This is a genomic window from Bradyrhizobium genosp. A (genome assembly GCF_049949275.1).
In the GTDB taxonomy this organism is placed as follows: domain Bacteria; phylum Pseudomonadota; class Alphaproteobacteria; order Rhizobiales; family Xanthobacteraceae; genus Bradyrhizobium.
This window is the reverse complement of sequence record NZ_CP188196.1, coordinates 6080037-6101005: the sequence shown is the minus strand read 5'-3', so window position 1 is coordinate 6101005 and position 20969 is coordinate 6080037. Positions and strand designations below refer to the sequence as shown.

The window sequence follows — 20969 nt, the reverse complement described above, 5'->3', positions numbered from 1 at the left end:
GCTATTCCATTTCCTGCTGGATGACGCGGCCGAGCGCGAACAGGCGTTGGTCGATCATGGTCGGAACCTCGCAGACGAAGCGCACCACCTTGCGGCGGTCCTCGAAGATGCGGGTCTCCCAGATCAGCTGGTTGCTCATGGCGTCGACCTTGGCGTCGTCACGCGGCGTTGCGTCCTGGAGCGCCTGGAGCTGGACGGTCTCCTCGCGGATCCTGTCGGCGGCCTCGCGCTGCTTGCGGCTGACGCGTTCGAGCCCGCTCATGACCTGCGAGCGCTGGGCATTCAGCGTGTCGAACAGGCCGGTGAACAGCAGCTTTGCGTTGGTCGTCTTGTCGGCGGCGGAACCGGTCAAAAACTCCTTCACCAACTTCTCGGCCTCGTCCAGCGGCGTCTTGCGCGCGGCGAGCTTCGAGACCAGCGCGCTGACCTTGCTGTCGTCCTTCCACTTGCTCTCGGCGTCGTCGAGCGCCGGGCCAGCCCAGACCGCCGCGAGCGAAATGTCCGGCACCTTGGCCTGCGCACAGGGCCAGTCGGGATAGCGCGGATCGGCTGCGCGTGCGGCGGCGGTCGAGACCGCGAACGCAAGGGCTGCCATGGCAAGTGTCCGAACCATCATCCTTCGCCTCCGGCAGGCCCGCGCCGTGCCAGCCCGCGCGAGGGATCATAGGCATAGATCGCCGCGATCATGAAGACGATCGTGCAAGCTCCGACCACGGCCAGCGAGACCCAGTTGACCTGCCCGTACAGCGCGAAGCGGATCAGCTCGACCGCATGGGTGAACGGATTGGCCTGGCAGACATAGTAGAGATAGGGGCTGCCCTCCTGCACCCGCCAGAGCGGGTAGAGCGCCGAGGAGGCAAAGAACATCGGGAAGATCACGAAATTCATCACGCCGGCAAAATTTTCGAGCTGCTTGATGCCGGAGGAGATCAGCATGCCGAGCGAGCCCAGCATCAGCCCTGACAGGATCAGCGCCGGCAGCACGGTGAGATAGCCGATCGGGGGAGGCGTGATGTCCCAGAACCAGGCGATGATCAGGAACGCATAGACCTGGAGCAGCGACACCGCGGTGCCCGCGAGCAGCTTGCAGAACAGGAGGAAGCCGCGCGGCAGCGGGCTCACCAGCAGCGTGCGCATATTGCCCATCTCGCGGTCGTAGACCATCGAGAGCGAGGACTGCATGCCGTTGAAGAGCTGGATCATCGCCATCAACCCCGGCGCGATAAAGACCTCGTAGAGGATGTAGGTCTCGTAAGGCGGGATGATGGAAATGCCGAGCACCTGGCGGAAACCGGCGGCGAAGATGAACAGCCACACCAGGGGGCGCACCAGCGCCGAGACGAAGCGCTCGCGCTGATGCAGGAAGCGCAGGCCCTCGCGCCAGACAATGCCGGTGAGGCAGGTCATGTACTCGCTGGCCGAGAAGCCGCGCGGCGCATCGCGCGTGGTGATGCTGCTCATGCGCCGCCCCCCGGCATGGTTTGCGCGCCGGTCAGGCGCATGAAGGCGGTATTGACGTCCTGCGCGCCGGCCTCGGTAATGACGCGGCTCATCGGCCCCCGTGCCAGCACCTTGCCCTGGTGCAGCACTACGAGGTCGTCGCCGGCCATGATCTCGTCGAACAGATGCGTGGCCCAGAGCACGCCGATGCCTTGCTCGGTCACGAGCTGGCGGACATGGCTGATGATATCGGCCCGCGCCTTGACATCGAGCCCGACGGTCGGCTCGTCCAGCAGCAACAGCCGCGGCCGGTGCAGCAGCGCACGGGCGATCTCCAGCCGCCGCATCTGGCCGCCGGAGAGATCGCGCACCTTGCTGCCGGCGCGGTCGGAGAGGCCAATGCGCGCGAGCAGCTCGGCGCTGCGCGCGGCCGCCTCGCGACGGCTGATGCCGTGGAGGGCGGCGTGATAGAGCAGGTTCTGTGTCAGCGACAGATCGAGATCGAGCGTGCGCGGCTGGAACACGACGCCAAGCAGCCTCAGCGCCTCGCCGGGCCTGCGGCTGATATCATGGCCGAAAATGCCGACGCGACCGGTCTGGATGCCGAACAGCCGCGTGATCAGCGAGAACAGCGTGCTCTTGCCGGCGCCGTTCAGGCCGAGCAGCGCGGTAAAACTCGCGGGCTGCACGTTGAAGGAGACGTCGATCAGCGCGCGACGCGGGCCGTAAGAATGGCTGACGCCGTCGATCGACAGCGCGGGCACCGCGGCCGGATCAGGCCGTGGCGTCTCGCGAGGTTCGGCGATGGGGGCGGGGCTGGTCATGGCGCGATCGTGATGCCCCAGGGCAGTTCGCCCACCTGAATGGTCTTGATCACCTTTTGCGCGGCAACGTCGATGACGGAAACGTCGTTGGACACGCCATTGGTGGTGAGCAAATATTTTTCGTCCGGCGTGAACGCCATGTGCCAGACGCGCTGGCCGACCAGCAGATATTTCGTCACCTTGCGCGAGGCGACGTCGACCACGGCGACGCGGTTGGCGGGGCCGAGCGCGACGAAGGCGGTCTTGTCGTCCTTGGTCATGCCGATGCCGACCGGCTGGATGGCCTCTTTTCTCAAGCCGGGAATCTCGAAATTGACCTTGCCGATGACCTCGTGTTTCTGCGGGTCGACGATCGACACGGCGCCGCCGATCTCGGAGGACACCCACAATTCGGAGGCATCGTGCTTGAACTCGGCAAAGCGCGGCCGCGCATCGACCAGCACGTTGGCGACGATCTGGCGCGAAGAAGTGTCGATGAAATGCGCCATGTTGGTCGTCTCGGACGTGTTGATCAGAATCTTGCCGTCGGGGCTGATGGTCATGCCCTCGGGCTCGACGCCGACCTGGATGTCGCCGAGGCGTGCGCGCTTCTCGAGGTCGATCACGGTCACCGTGTTGTCGTTCTCGTTGGCGACATAGAGTGTCTTGCCCGCGGCATCCTGCGTGAATAATTCGGGGTCAGGACCGGAGGGCAGGGTGTCGACAACGGCTTGCGTCTTGGCATCGATCACCTGGATAGTGTCGTCGTCGCCGACCGCGACCATCACGAATTTTCCGTCGCGCGAGAACTCGATCCCGCGCGGGCGCTGGCCGACCTTGATGGACTTGGTCACGGTCCAGCTGTCGGTGTCGATCACCGACACCGTGTTGCTCTTCTCGTTCGAGACATAGGCGATGAAGGCATGGGCGGGCGCTGCCGCCAGCACCAGTCCGGACAGCAGTCCCGCACGCAACATCCGTGTCTTCATTTCAGCTTGCATTTGCTCTCCGGGCGATCGTAGCCGAGCGTGTCGAGCTCGGAGACCTGGTGCAGAAACCCTTCCTGCGGCGACACCGACACCACCATGCGGCCATCGACCAGCAGGATCGGCTGGCGCAATTGCAGATTCCAGTCGCGCAGCGTCAGCTTGGTGCCCTTGAAAGCGGCGACCGAAAAATCCGGACCCTTGATAAAATCCGTGACCTTCTTGACGTCGCCGGAATGGGTGCGCGAGGTGGCCTCGCCAATCATGCGCACGGCCGTCCAGGCCTGCATGTCGAGCGCGGTCATGCGCCGCGAATTCAGCTTCATGAAGCGGTTCTGCATCTGCGTCGCGCCCCATTGGTCCTGTGCGGCGTCCCAGCTGCGCGGCACCAGGCCGGCCGAGCCCGCGACGGGGCGGGGGTCCCAGGTGCGGTAAGGCAGATAGGCTGCGAACACCTCGCTCTCGTCGGCGGCGACCAGCACGTCGTAGGCGGGCGCCTGCTGCGTGAACACGGGCATCTGCCGCTGGATCAACGTCACGCCGGAGTCCGTGCGGCGCGCGCCGCCGGTGTCTTCGAAGGTACGCTCCTGCACGATCTTGGCGCCGAATCGCGTGGCAGCGCGACGGAGTGCAGCGGCGTAGAGCTTGTCCTCGTCATGCGAGCCGACCACCAGCAGCCAGCGCGGCCATCGCTTCCACACCAGGTACTGGCCGAGTGCGTCGGCCAGCATCGAGCGTGTCGGTGCGGCGTGGATGACATTGGCGCGGCAATCGGCCTCGCGCAGCCGCTCGTCGATGGCGCCGGCGTTGAACAGCAAGGTGCCGCGATCGCGCAAGGCGTCGGCGACCTTCAACAGCGCATCGGCAGGCAGGTCGGTGATGATGAAGCCGTTGTGCTCGGCAAGCGCGGTCGCGGCCTGGACCACGTCCTCACCTTGCCTGATGCGGCGCTCTTCAAGCGTGAAGCGCTGGCCCAGGAATTTTCCGGTGGTGTTGTTGTCCTCGATCGCGAGCTTAGCGCCAGCGACGCCGTCATTGTCCGCGGGCTGCTCGACCAGCGAGAGCGTCGATCTGGTGCCGGCTACACCGAGATAGCCGACGCCGATCGTGACCGGGTCGGCCGCGAGCGCTTGCATCGCTGCCAGACACAGACCGATCGGGCCGAGCAACCATCGGATCATGCTTCCTCCTGACGTTCTCCCCGGCTTGACCGTCGGTGAAGAATTGTCTCTGTTGAAGCATGACCGATTTGGCCGGGCTTGCAACCCCGCATTTGGTCGTCGCGACACGACAAGCGGAATCACGATTATGCGAACGCTGATATGTTTCGCGGCTTTGCTGCTGATGGGTTCGCCGGCGTTCGCCGATCCGCCGAAACTTGCCGTGTTCGATTTCGAGCTGATCGACACCAGCCTGCCCGGCGAGTTCTACGGCTCGAAGTCGGAAGAAGTGCGGCTCGCGCATATCAGCGACCAGCTGCGCAAGGAACTGGCTGAGTCAGGCCGGTTCCAGCTGCTCGACATCGCGCCGGTGCGGGACGCCGCCCGTCACGCCAATCTGCAGGCCTGCGGTGGTTGCGACCTCAAGCTTGCCGGACAGTTAGGTGCGGACCTCGAGATCACCGGCATGGTGCAGAAGGTCTCGAACCTGATCATCAATCTGAACATCTATCTGCGCGACGTGAAGACCGGCAAGATGATCACGGCGGCCAGCGCCGATATGCGCGGCAACACCGACGAATCCTGGTCGCGCACGATGAGCTACTTGATCCGCAACCGCCTGCTCGCGCCGAATTACGGCAAGCCGGAGTAGGTCTCTTCGCCTCTCCCCGCGTGCGGGGAGAGGCCGGAATTTGCGAAAGCAAATTCCGGGTGAGGGGGAGTCTCCGCGAGTCCAACTCTCACTGCCTTTGCCGAAGCAGACCCTCACCCCAACCCTCTCCCCGTAAGAACGGGGAGAGGGAGAGGAGAGAGCGCTCCTCACCCCTTCAATCTCTCCGCATGCCAGTGCAGGTGGTCGCTCATGAACGTCGAGATGAAATAATAGCTGTGGTCGTAGCCCGGCTGACGCCGCAGCGTCAGCGGGATGTTGGCCTTGGTGCAGGCCGCCTGGAGCAATTCGGGCTTGAGCTGCTCTTTCAGGAAATTGTCGGCCTCGCCGACGTCGACGAGGAAGCCGGAATACTTCGCGCCGTCCTCGATCAGCGCCACCGTATCGTGGTTGCGCCAGGCGTCCTTGTTCGCTCCGAGATAGCCAGTCAGCGCCTTGATCCCCCACGGCACCTGTGATGGTGCCACGATTGGAGCGAAGGCGCTGGCCGCGCGATAGCGGTGCGGGTTGCGCAGCGCCACGGTCAACGCGCCGTGGCCGCCCATGGAATGGCCCATCACCGATTGCCGCTTGGCATCGACCGGAAAATGTTCCGCGACCAGCTTCGGCAGCTCGTCGGTGACATAGCTCCACATGCGGTAATTGCGTGCGAACGGCGGTTCCGTGGCGTCGACATAGAAGCCGGCGCCAAGGCCGAAATCATAGGCATTGTTGGCATCGCCCGGCACGTCGGGTCCGCGCGGGCTGGTGTCGGGGGCGACGAAGATCAGGCCAAGCTCGGCGCAGGCTTTGCGGAATTCGCCCTTCTCGGTGACGTTGGCATGGGTGCAGGTGAGACCGGAGAGATACCAGGCCACGGGCAGCCTGGCGCCGTCGGCATGCGGCGGCACATAGACCGAGAACACCATGTCGGTTCCGGTCGCCGCGCTCGCATGGCGATACACGCCCTGGACGCCGCCATAGGACGTGTTGGTCGAGACAGTCTGGATCGCCATGCCGTTGTGCTCCGTGGCATCTCACCACATCAAGAATGCAATGCTTGTGTGACCGAAATTTGTGGCGCGCGCCAAGTCTAACGCAAGATCAGGCCACACCGCTGTCGATCGCCAGCCGTACCAGCTCGACCGAGGTCTTCACGCCGAGCTTCTGGCGCATGATCGAGGAGGTGTTCGCGACCGTCTTGTAGGACGATTGCACCAGCCAGGCGATCTCGGACAGGCTCTTTCCGGCGCTGAGCAGCCGTAAAATCTCCATCTCGCGCGCATTCAGCTTCGACAGCGGGCTTTGCGCCAGTGCGGGCCCTGCGAAGGCGATGCTGCGCGCGATCGCGCTCGGAAGGTAATTGCCGCCTCCGCCGACGGCGTGGATCGCCTCGACGAGATCGTCGGGGTCGCCGGTCTTGGAGACGTAACCCTTGGCGCCGCATTCGATCGCGCGCGCGGCGAAGGCCGGATCGTCGTTCATGCTGAACATGATGATGCGGGCCTCGGGCGCGCGTTCGAGGATGCGGCGCGCGAGCTCGAAGCCGGAGACGGTCGGCAGGTTGATGTCGATGATACAGAGATCGGGGCGCTCGACGATGAAGACGCACTCGCCGTCCTCGGCATCGGCGGCCTCCAAGATCTCGATCTCACCTTCGTCGGCCAGCACGGCGCGGCAGCCGGAGGCGACAATGGGATGATCGTCGACGATCAGAATGCGCATAAGCGTTCCCCGCGACAGCGCGTTCCCTGATAGAACTTGCCTGTTTTGCGCCGCATGATGCCGAACGAGGCGAGACGCGCGCGTCTCATGTCGGATCATGCAACCCGGCCGGGATTGCTGTACGCTTCCGATTAGATATCGGGCGCTTCGTCTCTGTCAACGCTATCGGACGGACGAGCGATCCTTCGTGAGGCAGGCGAAAGCAATGTGGCAAAATCTATCCTTGCGCGGGCGCATCAACCTCCTGCTGGCGCTGCTGCTTGCACTCGGGCTCGCCGTCAACATCGCCCGCCAGGTCGCGGAGGCCGGTCCCCGCGTGCAGGCCGAGGACCAGAGCGTGATCCGGCTGGCGCGCGAGTTCATCGAGATGATCGTTGCCGATCTCAACGAGGCTCCGGATCCCGACGCCAGGCTGGACCAGATCGCGCGAGACCTCAATCGCCTCCGCCATGTCAGCATCGCACTCCGCGACGCCGGCGGGAACCCGCTGACGCCACCGCGGCCCGATACCGATGACGATACGTCAGGGCCGCCGGCCTGGTTCGTCAGCCTGGTTCATCCCGAGCAGACCGCCGTCAGCGTGCCGGTCTTGGTCCGTGGCAAGCCCGGCTCGCTGGTGATCACTTCGCATCCCAATGACGAGATCGCCGAGATCTGGGACGCCATCGTGACGCAGCTCGAGGTCGGTTCTGTCATCGCGCTGGCGCTGTTCCTGGTGATGATGACGGTCGTCGGCCGGGCGCTCGCGCCGCTGGAGTCGCTCACACAGACGATGGGCGAGCTCGAGGGCGGCCGTTACGACGCGCGCGCAACGCCCGGCGGCGCGCCAGAGTTGGCTGCGATCTGCACCAAGCTCAATCATCTCGCGGCGACGCTTGGCGAGGCGGTCGAGGACAAGCGGCGGCTTGCCGAGCGCGCGGTGTCGCTGCAGGACGTCGAGCGCAAGGAGATCGCGCGCGAGCTGCACGACGAATTCGGGCCGTATCTGTTCTCGTTGCGCGCGCATGCCAGCGCTTTGGCGAAGCTCGCCGACGGGCGAGCGCCGAGTGCAGACGCCGTGCGAAAACACGGCGGCGCGCTTCTCGAGCAGATCAACGCGCTGCAGCAGTTCACCCGTCGCGTGCTGGAGCGCTTGAGGCCCGTCGGCCTTGCCGAGCTTGGCCTTGGCAAGGCGCTGGAATCGCTGTCGCGGCTGTGGCGGGAATCGTATCCCGACGTGACCATCAAGACCACGATCTCGCCGGCGCTGGGGGTTACGGGCGAGACCGCCGACCTCACCATCTACCGGGTCGTGCAGGAGGCGCTCACCAACGCGTTCCGCCATGCCGGCGCTACCGCGATCAATGTCGTGATCGAGCCGGCGGAGCAGCCAGGCCGCGACGGCCGCTGCTGTGCCCGGGTGCGGGTCAGCGACAACGGTTGCGGTTTCGAGCCGGGCCAAAAACTCGGCTTCGGCCTCGTCGGTATGCGCGAGCGTATTCTGGCGCTGGGTGGCACGCTCAACGTGGCGTCGGGCGAGGGCGGCGTCACCGTGGAGGCACTGGTTCCAACCGCGGCGGCTTGATCGCGCCCGGTTAAATCGGGGACAATTTTTCAATCGGGAAAAATTCCCGATTTCGTCGGGAAAACGGGCGCGGATTGTGCCCGACCTTTTGTGGCTGGTGCGTGAGCCGCCGCCGACTACACTCGTCACAACCAAACGGCGAAAACCAAAATAGCCGAAGGTTACGGGTGGGACAACGGGAATGCGCAAGCTGGGACACGCGCGACGTCTGCTGATGGTCTCGACCGGGTTGGTGTCTGGACTCTGTTTCGGGACCAACGCCCGCGCTGCGCAGGACGAGGAGACCAACGTTCAAAACCTGCCCGCGATCGAGGTGGTGGCGCCGCAGCCAACCGCCCGGCGTGCACCGTCACGGCCGGTTGCGCGGACGGCTGCAAGCGTCGGCAAGCCCACGACCGGCAGGATTTACGTCTATCCGACAGCGCCTGGTGCCGGCAGGGGTCTCGAGGTCGACAAGGTTCCGTCGGCGATCAACGCCGTTGACGCCAACCAGATCAAGCGCACCGGCTCGCTCAACGTCACGGATGCGCTGCGCGACAACATCGCCGGGGTCAGCATCAGCGAGGTCACCGGCAACCCGTTCCAGCCAAACGTCGAGTTTCGCGGCTTTGTCGCCTCGCCCGTAACAGGCACGCCGCAAGGCCTCGCGGTGTACCAGAACGGCGTGCGCATCAACGAAGCCTTCTCGGACGCCGTCAACTGGGACCTGATCCCGACCGCGGCGATCAGGTCCGTGACGCTGGTGACCAATAACCCCGCCTTCGGCCTCAACGCGCTCGGGGGCGCGATCAATCTGCAAATGAAGGATGGTTTCACCTATCAAGGCGCAGAGCTTGATGTCATGGGCGGTTCGTTCGGCCGCATCCAGGGCTCGGCGCAATGGGGCAAGCAGGTCGACCAGAACTACGGCATCTACGCCGCGCTCGAAGGCCTGCACGACAACGGTTTCCGCAACTTCTCCCAATCGGACGTGCGGCGCTTCTACAGTGACGTCGGCTACAAGGCGGGCGACAGCGAATTCCACGTCAATATGGGGGTCGCCAAGAACGATTTCGGCGCCAACGCCACCGTTCCGGCCGAGCTCCTGGATAAATATTGGGGCGCGACCTACACGACACCGCAGACCAGCTCCAACCGCGTCGGCTATCTCAACCTGACTGCCAAGGCCGACGCGACGCCGACCTGGACGCTCGAAGGCACCGCGCATGTGCGCAGGTACGAGCAGAAGGTCGTCGACGGCAATCCAACCAACGTCGGCGCGTGCACGGCGGACGCGACGCTGCTGTGCTTCGGCGACGGCGCGACGCCCGCGAATGGCACCAATGGCGTGCAGCTTGGCAATCCCTTCGCGTCGGGAACGATCCTCGGTGAGATCGACCGCAGTTCGATACGGTCGACCAGCTTTGGCGTATCGGGGCAGGCCACCAACACCGATCGTTTGTTCGGGCACGAGAATCGCTTCGTGATGGGCACAAGCTATGATGCCAGCGTCACGCGCTACGATGCCGTCGCCGAGATCGGTTCGATCGGAGAGAATTATGTCGTGAGCGGCGGTGGCCTCTTCCTGGGGCCGACCGGCACGATCGACACCGGATTTGCCGGTCCCGTCTCGCTGCGGACCGTCAATCAATATAACGGCGTGTATGCGATGGATACGTTCAACGTCACGGATGCCTTCGCGATCACCGGCGGAGGCCGCTTCAACGTGGCGCGCATCTCGCTGGAAGACCAGCTCGGCACCGCGCTCAATGGCGACTACACCTACACCCGCTTCAATCCGGTGATCGGCGGGACCTACAAGATCACGCCGGAACTGACCGCCTATGCCGGCTACTCCGAGGCGAACCGCGTGCCGACACCGCTCGAGCTCGGCTGCGCCGATCCGAACAATCCCTGTCTCATCGCCGCATTTCTGGTCTCCGACCCGCCGTTGAAGCAGGTCGTGTCCAAGACCGTGGAAGCGGGCCTGCGCGGTAGCAAGGAGCTGAACATCGGCACGCTCGGATGGAAGATCGGCGGCTTCCGCGCCACCAACTATGACGACATCCTGGCCGTCCCCGTTCCCGACCGGACCGGCTTTGGCTATTTCACCAACGTCGGCAGGACACGGCGGCAGGGGCTCGAGGCCGAGGTCAACATCAAATCACCGACGCTTCAGTTCCAGGCGAGCTACAGCTTCGTCGATGCCCGCTTCCTCGACGCATTGACGCTCGGCTCGAACAGCCCGTTCGCCGATGCCGCCGGCAACATCCACGTCCTGCCCGGCAACCAGATCCCCGCGATCCCGCGTCACCGCGTCAAGGTCGGTGTCGAATACGCCGTCACCGACGAGTGGAAGGTTGGCGGTCATGCGCTGTTCGTCTCCAGCCAATACCTGGTCGGCGATGAATCCAACCAATATTCGAAGCTGCCGTCCTACACGGTCTTCAACCTGCACACGTCCTATCAGGTCACCAAGAACTTCCAGCTCTACGGCAAGATAGACAACATCTTCGACAACCGCTACGCGACCTACGGACAGTTCTTCGACACCGGCGCTCTGCCGAATTTCACCAACGGCGGAAACCCCTTCACGGACCCACGCTCGCTGAGCCCGGCAAGGCCAAGGGCGTTCTATGCGGGCGCGCGGGTGACGTTCTGAAGCGGGGTGGAGGAGCCGACGAGCGACTACCGTTTGTGTCGCTCGCTACCGGAATGACACGGGTCGCGCAATTAACCGATCCTTAGTGCTAACCGTGCGGATGATCGGCATGGGTAGACCAAGGGAGACTGTCCCATGCTGAAGGACGGTACCTACGCGGCGTGGTACAAGACGCCGCTCGACCAGGGCACCGGCATCGTCCATGTCGCAGACGGCCAGATTTGGGGCCGCGACAGCCTGATGACGTATCATGGCTCCTGCAAGGTCGATGGCGATCGCTTCACCGCGACCGTGTCGACGAAGCGTCATACCGAAGGACGTGTCACCGTCTTCGGCGTCTATGATGAACTGACGCTGGACATCGAGGGCACGTGCCCCGGCAAGGTCGCGACCTACACGGCGACGGCCGGGCAGGCAGGGGGAGTCGTCCTCCAGGGAACGCTCATTCGGACGGAACAGCCGGCGGCGGTACCTGAACCAACAGGGCAGGTTCCGGCGTTCGATCCCGGCAAGTTTCCAAAGCTGCCGAAGCGCTCGCGCTGAGCGCTGAAGCCGTCGCGGCGCGCCGCTTCGCCTGCATCGACATGTCGCGCCCCCGGGGCAATTCTGCATCCTCAAACTTCGGTGCTGGCGCTTTTCAAACCGCCTGCAGCCCGGCATTGTGCCGCCGCATCAATCGTCTCGGGGCAGCATCAATGTCGGACAAGGTCTCGCGTCGCCGGTTCGCGAAATTGGCGGGGCTTTCCGCAGCCGGAATGGCCAGTCCCGTGTCGTCAGTCGAAGCCAAGCCGACGTCGTCACCGCGCAGCGCCGGCGGCTTTCCGCAAAATTTCCTCTGGGGCACGGCGACCTCGTCCTATCAGGTCGAGGGCGCGGTCGACGAGGACGGGCGAGGGGCCTCGATCTGGGACAAGTTCGTCCGCATCCCCGGCAAGATCGAGGACGGCACCACCGGCGACCGCGCCAACGAGCATTATCACCGCTACAAGGACGATATCGCGCTCATCAAGCAGCTCGGCTGCAAGGCCTATCGCTTCTCGGTGGCCTGGCCGCGGGTGTTTCCGGATGGAGACGGCAAGCCGAACCCGAAAGGGCTCGACTTCTATAATCGCCTGATTGACGAGCTTCTCAAGAACGGCATCGAGCCCTGGCTGACGCTCTATCACTGGGACTTGCCGCAATCCCTGCAGGACCGTTTTGGCGGCTGGCGCTCGACCGAGACCTGCAAGATCTTTGGCGACTATGCGGCCTATGTCACCGAGCATCTGACCGATCGCGTTAAAAACGTCTTCACGCTGAACGAGAGCGGCCGCTTCGTCTATTTCGGCTATGGCATCGGCATCGATGCGCCGGGCCTGACCTTGCCGCAGGCCGAAGTGAACCAGATCCGGCACAACAGCGCGCTCGCGCACGGGCTCGCCGTGCAGGCGGTGCGCGCCCATGGCCGCAGCGGCACGCGCGTCGGGCCGGCCGAGAACATCGATGCCTGCATTCCCGCGATCGATACGCCCGAGAACGTCCGCGCCGCCGAGATCGCGCTGCGCGAGATGAACGCCGGTTATCTCAACGTCATCATGACGGGCCGCTACACCGACGCGTTCCTGCAATACGCCGGCGCCGACGCGCCGAAATACACCGACGCAGAGCTGAAGATCATCTCCTCGCCGGTCGACTTCCTCGGCCTCAACATCTACGCGCCGCAGCACTACATCGTCGCTTCCGACCAGGGTGCGGGCTTCGTGCCGCTGCCGATCCCGAAAGCCTTCCCGCACATGAATTCGGACTGGCTGCGCGTCGGCCCCGAGACGATCTACTGGGTGCCGAAGCTCGCTGCAAATATCTGGAAGACGGATGCGATCTATATCAGCGAGAATGGTACGTCCGGCGACGACCAGGTGATGCAGGACGGCAAGATCTACGACACCGACCGCATCATGTATCTGCGCAATTATCTCGCCCAGCTCCAGCGGGCCACCGCGGAAGGAGCGCCGGTGCGCGGCTACTTCCTCTGGAGCCTGATGGACAATTTTGAATGGGTGTTCGGGCTCAACAAGCGCTTTGGGCTCTATCACGTCAATTTCGATACCCAGGTGCGCACCCCGAAACTGAGCGCGAGCTTCTATCGCAACGTCATCGCGAACAACGCTGCGGGAGCGTAGGTCGTCTCTCCCTGCAGGCGCGGAGAGGTGACGCAAGACTGTGCCGCCACCGCGATGCGGCGATCCAGCCTTATTTTTCAGGGTGAATCGCGCTCCTCCTCCGGCCAAGAGGCCGGTCGTCGCTTGTCGAAAGCATCGAATCAGCTTTAGCAACGCTGCTTGCGGGCCTTTGAAACAAGGCAAAAACCGCTGCCCGAGGCACCTTCCGGTCAGGAAGTAGCTAAAAAGCAGGGGTTTTTTGCCACAGGGGGCCAGAAAAGCCCGTAAAACCGCGACAAAACTGTGCAGAAGGCTCTAGGCCTTCGCCGGTTGGTCTAATATGCAACCGGCAACGAATCAGAGGAGACACGATGCCGACCCAAATGTCCAAATCGCAGTTGATCGAAAAGATCGCGACCGCCACCGAGCTTTCCAAGCGCGACGTCAAGAGCGTCATGGAGACGCTGACGGACGTCGGCCACAAGGAGCTCAAGAAGAACGGCCTGTTCCTGGTGCCGGGCTTCGCCAAGTTCGTGGTCATCAAGAAGCCCGCGACCAAGGCTCGCAAGGGCACCAACCCGTTCACGGGCGAAGAGATGATGTTCAAGGCCAAGCCGGCCCGGAAGATCGTCCGCGCCCGCCCGGTCAAGGCCGCCAAGGACGCCGTGGCCTGATAGCGCAAAGGCCCCCTCGATGAGAGGGGGCCTTTTGTACTGAGTATGTGACCGCGAGGGCTGAGTCGGAGGGGTTCAGCCCTTGCGGCGCTTCACCCGGACCGGGATCGGCTGAAGCCGCGGCTCGGGTCCTGCGAGCGCATCGCGCACCCGGTCGATGGCACGATCGAGCAACTGACGCAGCCGCTGCGTCGTCCGCGATCGCTTCGCTTCTTCCAGCAGTTTCTTCATCGCATCACTCCGCCGCTTCGACCTTCGTATCGACCTTGGCCTCAGCCGGCTCGAGCACTGCGGCGATGGCCTCGTCGACACGCTCCAGCCAGATGAATTCGAGGTTGTCCCGCGCGCTCTTCGGGATGTCGTCGTAGTCCCGCTTGTTGCGCGCCGGCAGCATCACCCGCCTCAGTCCAGCAGCGGCCGCAGCCACCACCTTCTCCTTGATGCCGCCGACCGGCAGGACCAGCCCACGCAGCGAGATCTCGCCGGTCATCGCGGTGTCGCTCCGCACCGTGCGATTGGTGAGCAGTGACGTCAGCGCCGTGAACATCGCCACGCCCGCGCTCGGTCCGTCCTTCGGGGTTGCACCCGCCGGCACGTGAACGTGAATGTCGCTCTTCTCGAACACCTGGGGATCGATGCCGAGCTGCGTGGCTCTGCTCTTCACCAGCGTCAGCGCCGCCTGCACGCTCTCGCGCATGACCTCGCCGAGCTGGCCGGTCAGGATCATCCCGCCGCGGCCGGGCACGCGCGAGGCCTCGATGAACAGGATGTCGCCGCCGACCGGCGTCCAGGCCAGGCCGGTGGCCACGCCGGGAATGCTGGTGCGCTGCGCGATCTCGCCTTCGAAGCGCGGCTGGCCGAGCACCGTGGCGATGTCCTGTGGCGTCACCACGACCTTCGCAGCCGTGCCTTCGGCGACCTGCACCGCGGCATGCCGGAACAGCTTGCCGATCTCGCGCTCGAGGTTACGCACGCCAGCCTCGCGGGTGTAACCCTTGACAATCAGCTTCAGCGCCTCCGGCTCGATCTCGGCCTGCTCGACCGTCAGGCCGTTGGCCTCCAGCTGCCGCCGCACCAGATAGCGCTGCGCGATCTCCAGCTTCTCTTCCTGGGTGTAACCGGCCAGGCTGATCAGCTCCATGCGATCCAAAAGCGGACCCGGAATCTGGTCCAGCATGTTGGCGGTCGCAATGAACACCACGCGCGACAGGTCGAAGGGCACGCCCAGGTAATTGTCCCGGAACGTCCCGTTCTGCTCGGGGTCGAGCACCTCCAGCATGGCGGCCGAGGGATCGCCCTGCACGCCACGGCCCATCTTGTCGATCTCGTCCAGCATCATGACGCAGTTGCGAGCGCCCGCCTTCTTGATGCCCTGGATGATGTTGCCGGGCAGCGCACCGATATAAGTGCGCCGGTGACCGCGGATCTCGGCCTCGTCATGCACGCCGCCCAGGCTGACGCGCACGAAGGGGCGATCCATCGCGCGTGCGATGGACTGGCCGAGCGATGTCTTGCCGACGCCTGGCGGGCCGACGAAGCACAGGATCGGCGCCTTGCCCTGCGGCGCCAGCTTGCGCACCGCCAGATATTCGATGATCCGGCTCTTGATCTTCTCCAGGCCGAAATGATCGGCATCCAGGATGCGACGCGCCTCCTTGATGTCGATCGGCTTCTCCGCGGGCAGCGCCCACGGCAGCTCGATCAGCCAGTCGAGATACGTGCGGACCATGCCGGATTCACCGGCGGCCTCGGGCATGCGCTCGTAACGGCGCAGCTCCTTCTTCGCGTGTGCATCCGCTTCCGGCGGCATGTTGGCCTTGGCGATGGCAGCCGTCAGCTCGGCGACCTCGGCGGCCTTGCCGTCGCCTTCGCCCAGCTGGCGCTGAATGGTCGCCATCTGCTCGCGCAGGATCGCCTCGCGCTGCCGCTCGTCGAAGCTGGCCCGGGTCTTCTGGCCGATCTCATTGCTGATGCGCAGCACCTCCAGCCGCTCGGCCAGATGCTTCGACACCTTCTCGACGCGCAGGGCGAGGTCGATGGTCTCCAGCACCTCCTGCTTGTCCTGCGGCTTGATGTCCATGAAAGAGGTCGCCAGATCCGCCAGCGCGCCGGGCGCGGTGGTGCTCTGGAACATCGCGACCAGCTCGGGCGGCGCCTGCGGCAGCAGCTCGATCGCCTCGATGGCCTGGCGCTGCAGGTTCAGCGCCCGTGCCTCGATCTCGGGCGAGGACGTAGTCGGCTCCGGGATCTGCTGGATCCGCGCGGCCGGGAACGGCGTCCCCGGCAGGAAGTCGAGGATGCGCGCGCGCTGCACGCCCTGGCAGACAATGTGATGGGTGCCGTCGGGCGCGGTGATGTAGCGCACGATGTTGGCGATGGTCGCGACGCGATAGAGATCGTCCGGGCCGGGCTCCTCGGTCTCGGGACTGCGCTGCAGGACGATGCCGACCGGTCGCTGCTCGCGCAGCGCCTGCTGCGCGGCGGCGACGGACTTCGGCCGCGCGATCGCGATCGGCGCGATGGCGCCGGGGAACAGCACCATCTCGCGCACGGGGACGATGATCAGTGCGTCTTCGGGGATCTTCACGTCAGTATTGTTCTGGGAATTGGTCTGTGCGGTATTCATCTGTTCGGTGGCCATGATCGACCCTCAGGATTTGGCGAGGCGCAGTGCGACGCAGCCGTCCATGACGAAGCGGCTGATGGCGTAGCGGCCAAGGGGCAATGCAATGCGGCGCTCAAAACGCCCCTGCGGCAGCTCGAGCCGGTGGATGCGGGCGTTGCGAAGCTCCGGCGGCAGCGTGCGCTGGCCGGAGATGACGAGCGCACCGTCCTGGATCACCGTCTCGACATTGTCCGGATTGACGCCGGGGAGCGCGACCAGGATCAGGAGCTCATGCTCGGTCTCGAGCACGTCGATCGGGGGCTCCCAGCAAGCCTCCTGGCGGCCGAACTGCTGCCGCATCCGTTCGGCGCGGTTGAGCGAGTCCAGGGCTTCGGACAGCATCCAGTCGAAGGGATTTTTGGGTTGCATGGCAAAACTCGGGGAAGGCGCTGCGGTTGGAAAAAGACGATATGGGGATGGTTCCCCGGAAATCCAGCATCGTGCGCTTGCAGCATGCCTGGCCCTCGGACGCGAGCAGGCCCTTGCCGTCAAACGCATCGACGCCGCGGAGACGTTCCGCGGCGTCGAAGGCTTTAGTTAGGCACGGCCTGCCGATCAGGCCGCTTCGCGGTACTCGGCTTCCGCTTCGAGGTTGATAACGGAGGTGGCGAGCTCGGACAGCGTGTGATCAGTCGCCTCTTCCTCGTCCAGCGTCTCCTGAAGCAGCCTTGCGGCGTCAGGCATGCCGAGCTCCTCGGCCCACGTGCGCAGCGTGCCGTAACGGGAGATCTCGTAGTGCTCGACGGCTTGGGCCGCGGCGAGCAGGCCGGCGTCGAGGGCAGGGGCATTCTTGAAGTCCTTCATGTTCTCGGCGCCCTCCTCGGTGATGCCGTTGATCGCCTCGCAGGGCTTGCCGCGCGCGGGCTTGCCCAGCATCTTGAAGATCTGGTCGAGACGTTTGACCTGGCCCTGGGTCTCGCGCAGATGCTTGTTGAAGGCGGCCGAAAGGTCTTTTGAATGGGCGGCCTTGGCCATCTTCGGCAGCGTCTTGATGATCTTGTTCTCGGCGAAATAGATGTCTTTCAGCGTCTCCAGAAACAGGTCGCTCAGCATCTTAGGCGCCTGACGCGGGCGGCGCGATGCGGTCTTTTTCTTAGGTGCACGTTTCTTTGCTCGTTTGGCCATGGATCCTCCTCTTGAGGCGACACGGGAAGGCACGTCCTTCCTCAATCCTCACGCGATCAAGAGCCGGCGTCTGCAAATGTTCCTCGCGAAGGTCCTCGCGAGCCGCTATGGCTGGCCGTCCGACCCACGCTCGCCCGAGACGCCCAAGCCATGCTCGACTTCGCCCTGTCCGCCTTCGTGACGCTGCTGCTGGTGGTCGATCCGGTCGGCCTCGCGCCGGCCTTCCTTGCCGCGACCGGGGGCATGCCCGACAAGATCAAGCGGACGGTCGCGCTGCGCGCGCCCTTCATCGCGGCCTCGATCCTGGTCGTGATCGCGCTGGCCGGAAACTGGCTGCTGCGCCAGCTTGGGATTGGCATCCCCGCGTTCCAGATCGCCGGCGGACTGCTCCTGTTCGGCGTCTCCTACCAGATGATCTTCGGTGACCGGCCGCATCGCGAGGCGCGGGAGGCCGACAAGGCGACCGCAGAGCATGCCTCCGATGTCGCCGTGTTTCCGCTCGCCATCCCCATGATGGCCGGCCCCGGGGCGATCGCGACCACGCTGCTGCTGGCGGGCGATGTCGGTTATGGGGCGAAGCTCGCGATCATTATGGCGGTGGTCCTCTCGGTCTGCCTGATCTGCATGCTTTGCTTCGTCTCGGCGAGCCTGATCGCGCGGACGCTGGGGCGCACCGGAAATGCCGTGCTGTCGCGTGTCCTCGGCATGCTGCTCGCGGCCAGTGCAGTTCGTGATCAACGGGATTGCGGCCGTCCGGGCGGGCCTGTCATAGAGCTGCGACAATCTGTTAATTGTTTGATTTTACAATAGATTTCTGAGATTGGCCGGGCCGCCAGCAAGACGGTGCCTGATCCTGTCCGCTTTTTCTTGCAGTGCCATATTGCTTTGACGTACTCCCGGTCTAACAAGCGCCCATCGCCAAGAGGGTCGAGATGAAATCGAGATGTCGATGACAGAGGACGAGCTCGCCAAGAGACAGGCCATCATCGACGCCTGCCGCCGCATGAACGCGCTCGGCATCAACCAGGGCACCTCCGGCAATATCAGCCTGCGGCATGGAAAGGGGCTTCTGATCACGCCCACCAGCGTGCCCTATGACGCCATGACGCCGGACCAGATCGTGTTCATGGCGATCGACGGCTCGCATGCCCCCGACCAGAAGCCGTCCAGCGAGTGGCGCTTCCATCTGGACATCCTGAAGGCGCGCGCCGACGTCAACGCCGTCGTGCACGCCCATCCGACCTATTGCACCATCCTAGCGATCATGGGCATGGACATCCCGCCGGTGCACTACATGATCGCGGCCGCCGGCGGCGACAACATCCGCTGCGCGCCCTATGCCACCTTCGGCACGGCAGAACTGTCCGAGCATGCCGTGCGCGCGCTGGTCGGCCGGCTCGCCTGCCTGCTCGACCATCACGGCATGATCGCGCTCGGCAAGACGCTCGACAAGGCGATGTGGCTCGCCGTCGAGGTCGAGACGCTGGCGCGGCAATATCATGGCTGTCTCCAGATCGGCAAACCGCCGCTGCTGTCGAGCGCTGAAATCGAACGGGTCCGCCGTCGCATGGCCGGCTACGGCCTGTCGGAAGGGTAGGGCTGGCAGACGGTGTTCGCGCGGATCAGATATTTCGTCGACGGCAAGGGGACGAACCGCACCATGGTCCGGCTGCGCGCACTCCTGCGCAGCAACGAGTTCTACCTGATCCCGCTCTCGCTCGTAATCGGCACGCTGGCCGGCGCGATCGTGACGCTGATGGCCGAGATCGCGCAGATCGCCCATGTCGTGATCTACGGCATTCCGATCGACGTGCGCCTCTCCGCCAATACCTATATCAATCCATGGGCGGCGATGATCGCGCCCGCGCTTGGCGGCCTGCTGCTCGGCGTCATGGAGTGGTGGCGGCGGCGGCTGAAGCTCTCGAGCGCGGTCGACCCGATCGAGGCCAATGCGCTGCGCGGCGGCAACCTGTCGATGCGCGACAGCGTGGTGGTGTCGAGCCAGACCCTGATCTCGAACGGCTGCGGCGCCTCGGTCGGCCTCGAGGCCGGCTACACCCAGATCGGCTCGGGCATCGCCTCGCTGTTCGGCAAGTTCTTCAATCTCCGCCGTACCGACCTCCGCTTGATCGTCGGCTGCGGCGCTGCGGCGGCGATCGCGGCGGCCTTCGGCGCGCCGATCACCGGCGCGTTCTACGCCTGCGAGCTGATCGTCGGGGTCTATTCGGTCGGCAGCGCCGCGCCGATCCTGGCGGCCTCGCTTGCCGGCGCCTTGACCGCGCAATGGCTTGGCGGCGCGCCTTATTCGATTGAAATCCCCAAGGTCAGCGCCGTCGGCGTCGAGCAATATCTTGCGCTGATCGGGCTCGCGCTCGTCACCAGTGGCGTCGGCATCGCGGTGATGCGCTCGTCCTCGATGTTCGAGCGGCTGTTCAAATGGCTGCCGGTCTGGCTGCGTCCGGTGATCGGCGGCCTCATCGTCGGTGGCTTCGCCATCGTCACGCCGCAGGTGCTCGCGGCCGGCCACGGCGCCATGGTGCTCGATCTCTTCCACGACATGACCATCGGCCTGATCGCGATCATCATCGCGCTGAAGGTGACGGCCTGCCTGATCTCGCTGGCCTCGGGCTTCCGCGGCGGTCTCTTTTTCGCCTCGCTGTTCGTCGGCAGCCTGATCGGAAAGTTCTTCTCCGCGGTGCTGCTCTTGATCAGCCCGAACTTCGTGATCGATCCGCTGGTGGCGATGCTGACCGGCATGGCCACGCTGGGCGTCGCCATCGTCGGCGGTCCCTTGACCATGTCGTTCCTCGTGCTCGAGATGACCCGCAATGTCGACGTCACCGCCGTGGTGCTGGCCGGCTGCATCGTCACCTCGATCTGCGTCCGCTTCATGTTCGGCCACTCCTTCTCGACCTGGCGCCTGCATCTGCGCGGCGAGACCATTCGCAGCGCCAACGACGTCGGCTGGCTGCGCAACCTCACCGTCGAGCGTCTGATGCGCTCCGACGTCGGCAAGGTGCCGTCGACCACCACCATCGCCGCGACAAGGAGTGAATTTGCGCTTGGGTCGCGGCCCGGCATCGTCATCGTCAACAATGCTGACGAATATGTCGGCCTCGTCCTGCTGCCCGATTTGTTCTCCAGCGATCTCGACACCATCGCCGATGACATCCAGGTGATCGAGCTCGCGCGCCTGACCGAGATCGTGCTGATTCCGGAAATGAACGTGAAGAGCGCGATGGCGGTGTTCGACGAGGCGGAGGCCGAGATGCTGGCGGTGGTCGATTCCACCGACAGCCGCAAGGTGGTCGGCTTCCTGACCGAGACCTTCGCCCGCCGCCGCTATGTCGAGGAAATCGACAAGGCGACGCGCGGCGTGTTGGGAGCGCTGTCCTAAAG

The 20969-nt window shown here is 64.6% G+C and carries 20 protein-coding genes and 1 pseudogene; 10 read left to right on the top strand and 11 right to left on the bottom strand.

From position 1 onward, the window contains the following. Position 1: 1 nt before the first annotated feature. Genes ACP2YP_RS28590 through ACP2YP_RS28570 form a run of 5 tightly spaced genes read right to left on the bottom strand, consistent with a single transcriptional unit; the run spans position 2 to position 4410 of the window. On the bottom strand, positions 2-616 hold the full coding sequence (locus ACP2YP_RS28590; RefSeq protein WP_426419588.1) for a hypothetical protein: 615 nt from the start codon (positions 614-616) through the stop codon (positions 2-4). Further along, on the bottom strand, positions 613-1461 hold the full coding sequence (locus ACP2YP_RS28585; protein ID WP_426419587.1) for an ABC transporter permease: 849 nt from the start codon (positions 1459-1461) through the stop codon (positions 613-615). The genes ACP2YP_RS28590 and ACP2YP_RS28585 overlap by 4 nt, the downstream gene beginning before the upstream one ends. Beyond that, positions 1458-2264: an ABC transporter ATP-binding protein gene (locus ACP2YP_RS28580; RefSeq protein ID WP_426419586.1), complete on the bottom strand. Its 807-nt coding sequence runs from the start codon at positions 2262-2264 to the stop codon at positions 1458-1460. The genes ACP2YP_RS28585 and ACP2YP_RS28580 overlap by 4 nt, the downstream gene beginning before the upstream one ends. After that, complete coding sequence (locus ACP2YP_RS28575) at positions 2261-3244, bottom strand: YVTN family beta-propeller repeat protein (protein WP_426419585.1); 984 nt, start codon at positions 3242-3244, stop codon at positions 2261-2263. Before ACP2YP_RS28575 ends, ACP2YP_RS28580 begins: the two co-directional genes overlap by 4 nt. Continuing rightward, positions 3229-4410 carry an ABC transporter substrate-binding protein gene (locus ACP2YP_RS28570; RefSeq protein WP_426419584.1) on the bottom strand — a complete coding sequence of 394 codons (1182 nt, stop codon included), beginning with the start codon at positions 4408-4410 and terminating at the stop codon, positions 3229-3231. Before ACP2YP_RS28570 ends, ACP2YP_RS28575 begins: the two co-directional genes overlap by 16 nt. A gap of 127 nt (positions 4411-4537) precedes the next feature. Here ACP2YP_RS28570 and ACP2YP_RS28565 point away from each other — a divergent pair, with 127 nt between their 5' ends. Beyond that, positions 4538-5041: a DUF3280 domain-containing protein gene (locus ACP2YP_RS28565; protein WP_426419583.1), complete on the top strand. Its 504-nt coding sequence runs from the start codon at positions 4538-4540 to the stop codon at positions 5039-5041. 167 nt (positions 5042-5208) lie between these two features. On the opposite strand, the gene fghA is transcribed toward ACP2YP_RS28565, so the two are convergent. Together fghA and ACP2YP_RS28555 are read right to left on the bottom strand one after the other, a co-directional pair. Then, entirely contained in the window at positions 5209-6054 is an 846-nt protein-coding gene (fghA, locus tag ACP2YP_RS28560) for an S-formylglutathione hydrolase (RefSeq protein WP_426419582.1), read from the bottom strand. Positions 6055-6142: 88 nt separating this feature from the next. Then, positions 6143-6763 carry a response regulator gene (locus tag ACP2YP_RS28555; RefSeq protein WP_426419581.1) on the bottom strand — a complete coding sequence of 207 codons (621 nt, stop codon included), beginning with the start codon at positions 6761-6763 and terminating at the stop codon, positions 6143-6145. A 205-nt stretch (positions 6764-6968) separates the two neighbouring features. On the opposite strand from ACP2YP_RS28555, the gene ACP2YP_RS28550 reads away from it, so the two are divergent. The 5 genes from ACP2YP_RS28550 to ACP2YP_RS28530 all read left to right on the top strand — a co-directional run bounded on the left by ACP2YP_RS28550 (position 6969) and on the right by ACP2YP_RS28530 (position 13780). Then, on the top strand, positions 6969-8327 hold the full coding sequence (locus ACP2YP_RS28550; RefSeq protein WP_426419580.1) for a histidine kinase: 1359 nt from the start codon (positions 6969-6971) through the stop codon (positions 8325-8327). 181 nt (positions 8328-8508) lie between these two features. Further along, complete coding sequence (locus ACP2YP_RS28545; RefSeq protein WP_426419579.1) at positions 8509-10968, top strand: TonB-dependent receptor; 2460 nt, start codon at positions 8509-8511, stop codon at positions 10966-10968. Positions 10969-11103: 135 nt separating this feature from the next. Beyond that, a complete protein-coding gene (locus ACP2YP_RS28540) occupies positions 11104-11511 on the top strand; it encodes a hypothetical protein (protein ID WP_426419578.1) in 408 nt (135 codons plus the stop codon). 152 nt (positions 11512-11663) lie between these two features. After that, complete coding sequence (locus tag ACP2YP_RS28535) at positions 11664-13127, top strand: GH1 family beta-glucosidase (protein ID WP_426419577.1); 1464 nt, start codon at positions 11664-11666, stop codon at positions 13125-13127. A 350-nt stretch (positions 13128-13477) separates the two neighbouring features. Then, positions 13478-13780 carry an HU family DNA-binding protein gene (locus ACP2YP_RS28530; protein WP_084805933.1) on the top strand — a complete coding sequence of 101 codons (303 nt, stop codon included), beginning with the start codon at positions 13478-13480 and terminating at the stop codon, positions 13778-13780. Between the two features lie 75 nt (positions 13781-13855). Here the strand turns inward: ACP2YP_RS28530 and ACP2YP_RS28525 are convergent, their stop codons facing one another. The 3 genes from ACP2YP_RS28525 to ACP2YP_RS28515 are packed head-to-tail and all read right to left on the bottom strand — an operon-like array spanning position 13856 to position 16814. Continuing rightward, positions 13856-14011 (bottom strand): hypothetical protein, encoded by a 156-nt coding sequence (locus tag ACP2YP_RS28525; protein WP_200472933.1) that lies wholly within the window; start codon positions 14009-14011, stop codon positions 13856-13858. A gap of 4 nt (positions 14012-14015) precedes the next feature. Continuing rightward, on the bottom strand, positions 14016-16421 hold the full coding sequence (gene lon / locus ACP2YP_RS28520; protein WP_426419576.1) for an endopeptidase La: 2406 nt from the start codon (positions 16419-16421) through the stop codon (positions 14016-14018). Positions 16422-16430: 9 nt separating this feature from the next. Continuing rightward, positions 16431-16814, bottom strand: a complete 384-nt coding sequence (locus ACP2YP_RS28515) for an Hsp20/alpha crystallin family protein (RefSeq protein WP_426419575.1) — start codon at positions 16812-16814, stop codon at positions 16431-16433. Here ACP2YP_RS28515 and ACP2YP_RS28510 point away from each other — a divergent pair. Next, complete coding sequence (locus tag ACP2YP_RS28510; protein ID WP_426419574.1) at positions 16813-16986, top strand: hypothetical protein; 174 nt, start codon at positions 16813-16815, stop codon at positions 16984-16986. The genes ACP2YP_RS28515 and ACP2YP_RS28510 overlap by 2 nt on opposite strands. Before the next feature lie 14 nt (positions 16987-17000). On the opposite strand, the gene ACP2YP_RS28505 is transcribed toward ACP2YP_RS28510, so the two are convergent. Next, on the bottom strand, positions 17001-17570 hold the full coding sequence (locus ACP2YP_RS28505) for a ferritin-like domain-containing protein (protein WP_426419573.1): 570 nt from the start codon (positions 17568-17570) through the stop codon (positions 17001-17003). 150 nt (positions 17571-17720) lie between these two features. On the opposite strand from ACP2YP_RS28505, the pseudogene ACP2YP_RS28500 reads away from it, so the two are divergent. The 3 genes and pseudogenes from ACP2YP_RS28500 to ACP2YP_RS28490 all read left to right on the top strand — a co-directional run bounded on the left by ACP2YP_RS28500 (position 17721) and on the right by ACP2YP_RS28490 (position 20967). Next, positions 17721-18342: pseudogene (locus tag ACP2YP_RS28500) on the top strand (MarC family protein). Between the two features lie 171 nt (positions 18343-18513). After that, on the top strand, positions 18514-19167 hold the full coding sequence (locus tag ACP2YP_RS28495) for a class II aldolase/adducin family protein (protein ID WP_426419572.1): 654 nt from the start codon (positions 18514-18516) through the stop codon (positions 19165-19167). Positions 19168-19179: 12 nt separating this feature from the next. Continuing rightward, on the top strand, positions 19180-20967 hold the full coding sequence (locus ACP2YP_RS28490) for a chloride channel protein (protein ID WP_426419571.1): 1788 nt from the start codon (positions 19180-19182) through the stop codon (positions 20965-20967). Positions 20968-20969 lie beyond the last annotated feature (2 nt).